Origin of the sequence: Streptomyces sp. SID9727 (assembly GCF_010550605.1) — a bacterium.
GTDB lineage: Bacteria > Actinomycetota > Actinomycetes > Streptomycetales > Streptomycetaceae > Streptomyces.
Genome location: NZ_JAAGNI010000398.1, coordinates 1 through 2,591, shown reverse-complemented (window position 1 = coordinate 2,591; position 2,591 = coordinate 1). Strand labels below are relative to the sequence as shown.

The window sequence follows — 2,591 nt, the reverse complement described above, 5'->3', positions numbered from 1 at the left end:
CGGGCCGCACCAACACGCGGACGCCCGCTCCCCCGGCGCCGGCCGCCCGAGCCCCCCGCACGCGTGAAGGGGCGGCCGCGCGTCGCGGCCGCCCCTTCATCCGAAGCGCTCTGTGCTTACTGTCCCTGCTCGTCACGGCGGCGTTGCCACCGTTGTTCGATCCGGTTCATCACGGACCGGCGCTGCCGGGACTGCCGGCGGTCACCCGCGCCACCGGTGCGCACCGACTGCTGTTCGCCCGGCTTGGGCGCGTTGCGCCATGCGGTGACCGCGAGTACCGCGCAGCCCAGCATGACGAGGAAGCCCACCACGCCGACCCAGGTCAGCCGGGCGACCATTCCGCCCATGAGGAGCGCGATACCCACCAGAAAGCCAGCGACCGCCTGGTAGACCCGTCGCCGGGTGTACGTACGCAGCTTGCTTCCCTCGAGCGCTGTCGCGAACTTGGGATCTTCGGCGTACAGCGCTCGCTCCATTTGCTCGAGCATTCGCTGCTCGTGCTCCGAGAGCGGCACGGAGTCCTCCTCGTCGTCGGCCGCGGGGGGCGGCCGGTATGCGGCCCTTCCAGGATAGGCAGGGAATCGCCCCCGTGAAACCCGCCCTCATTGCGAAACAGCCAGTCCGGGCCGCCACGACGGCTCAGTTGTTGAGTTGATTCCCCAACCTCCGATCCGTCATGCCGGATGGTGTCCTCCGATCATACGGGGCCGGAGCGCCGAACGGGGCTGTCGGTGCGTACTCCGTCTGCCGCTGCGTCGCTGATCAGCCGCGCTCCCGCCGGTAACCCTCGGGGGGTCAGCCCCGCTTGGTGCCCAGGACGTGCAGCTGGGTGGCCACGGAGTGGAAGGCGGGCAGTTCCGCGGCGGCGGCCTCCAACCGGAGCAGGGCCTCCATCGCGCCCGGCTCGGTGTCCACCAGGACCCCGGGGACGAGGTCGGCGAAGACCCGGACCCCGTGCACGGCGCCCACCTCGACGTCGGCGGCCGTGACCAGCTCGGCCAGCTGCTCGGCCGTGTACCGCCGGGGCACCGGGTCCCCGTCGCCCCAGCGGCCCTGCGGGTCGCCCAGCGCGTGCCGCGCCTCGTTGAAGTGGCCGGCGAGGGCGCGGGCCAGGACGGCACCGCCGAGACCGGCGGCGAGCAGGCTCAGCGCCCCGGCCGGACGGAGGGCCTCCACCGCGTGCCGTACGCCCTCGGCGGGGTCGTCCACGTACTCCAGGACGCCGTGGCAGAGCACCGCGTCGTAGCCCCCGCGCTCCACCACGTCGAACAGGCCGAGGATGTCGCCCTGCACGCCGTGCACCCGGTCGGCGACCCCGGCCTCGGCGGCGCGGCGCTCCAGCGCGAAGAGCGCGTTGGGGCTGGGGTCGACCACGGTGACCCGGTGGCCGAGACGGGCGGCGGGCACGGCGAAGTTGCCCGTGCCGCCGCCGGTGTCCAGCACGTCCAGGGCGTCCCGGCCGGTCGCCTTGACCCGGCGGTCGAGGGCGTCCTTCAGGACCTCCCAGACCACGGCGGTACGGAGGGAGGCACGGGGGCGCAGCGGGTCCGACACGGCAGTTGACTCCTCGGCACGGGCCGCCCGGGGGCGGAGCGTGAACAGCGCAGGTAACAGGTACCGCCCACCCTATTGCCTGGCGCCGCGCCCGTGGTCACCCCGCGTCGGGCCGCTCCTCGCGCGGCTTCGGCAGCACCGGCTGGAGCACGAGCAGCCGCTCCACCAGGCGCAGGAACATCGCCGCGTCGCGCAGCAGATCGTCGGCCTGCCGCCGGCTGGCCGCGCCGGGTATGCCCGCCTCGGCTCGGGCCCGCCGGGCGGCGCCGGAGGCGAAAAGGGCGCTCCACTCCGCCAGCTCGGGGGCCAGCTCCGGAAGGATCTCCCAGGCGCTGCGGATCGGTGCCCGGCGCCGGCGCGGGGGCTCGGGGCGGGCTCGTGCGGCGAGGACGGCGGCGGCGGTGCGCAGGGCGGCGAGGTGCGCGGTGGCGTACCGCTCGTTGGGCACGGAGAGGACAGCTGCCTCGTCCAGGCCCGCGCGGGCCTGGGTGAGGAGATCGAGGGCGGCGGGCGGTGCGGCGGTGCGCCGGACGACGGGGTGGACGTCGCGGGCCGGGCCGGTCGGTGAGGGAGCAGGGCCGTCTGCGCGGCGTCGCTGGGCGGCGGCTGCGGACGAGTGGGCCATGACAGAACCTCCTGTCTCGGTGACGACTCTGTGGCCGTCTGTATCCATCGTGACGGCCCCCACTGACAATCGGCCTCGACGCGGGCCTGACCTGGGGTTTTGCTCCGGTCGCGAGTTCGGGCTACTTTTTGAACTGACCAGTCAGTTCAAATGAGGGGTGGGGTACGTGGAACGTCCGCACGGTGCGGCCGTCACCGCCGAGGGCCTGGGGCTCGAAGGGCCGCGGGGCTGGGCCTTCCGGGGCGTGACCTTGAGCGCGGACCCCGGTTCCCTGATCGCCGTCGAGGGTCCGTCCGGCTCCGGCCGCACCTGTCTTCTGCTGTCCCTCACCGGCCGCATGCGCCCCACCGAGGGCGAGGCCGCGACCGCCGGCCTCGCGCTGCCGCGCCGGGCCGCCGCCGTCCGCCGCGTC

At 74.3% G+C, this 2,591-nt stretch carries 4 protein-coding genes; 1 reads left to right on the top strand and 3 read right to left on the bottom strand.

Annotation, left to right across the window (positions count from 1 at the left end; translation table 11 throughout):
• Positions 1–116: 116 nt before the first annotated feature.
• From G3I41_RS28020 to G3I41_RS28010, 3 genes are all read right to left on the bottom strand, one after another.
• Complete coding sequence (locus tag G3I41_RS28020; RefSeq protein WP_164403168.1) at positions 117–515, bottom strand: DUF3040 domain-containing protein; 399 nt, start codon at positions 513–515, stop codon at positions 117–119.
• A gap of 280 nt (positions 516–795) precedes the next feature.
• On the bottom strand, positions 796–1,554 hold the full coding sequence (locus tag G3I41_RS28015; protein ID WP_164403167.1) for a methyltransferase: 759 nt from the start codon (positions 1,552–1,554) through the stop codon (positions 796–798).
• A 97-nt stretch (positions 1,555–1,651) separates the two neighbouring features.
• Positions 1,652–2,179, bottom strand: a complete 528-nt coding sequence (locus tag G3I41_RS28010) for an SAV_6107 family HEPN domain-containing protein (protein WP_164403166.1) — start codon at positions 2,177–2,179, stop codon at positions 1,652–1,654.
• A 166-nt stretch (positions 2,180–2,345) separates the two neighbouring features.
• Here G3I41_RS28010 and G3I41_RS28005 point away from each other — a divergent pair.
• On the top strand, positions 2,346–2,591 hold a 246-nt coding region (locus G3I41_RS28005), incomplete at its 3' end, for an ATP-binding cassette domain-containing protein (protein WP_164403165.1).

Coding starts and splice junctions, on each gene's coding strand:
- G3I41_RS28010 (WP_164403166.1), bottom strand. CDS start 2,179: ATGGCCCACTCGTCCGCAGCCGCCGCCCAGCGACGCCGCGCAGACGGC.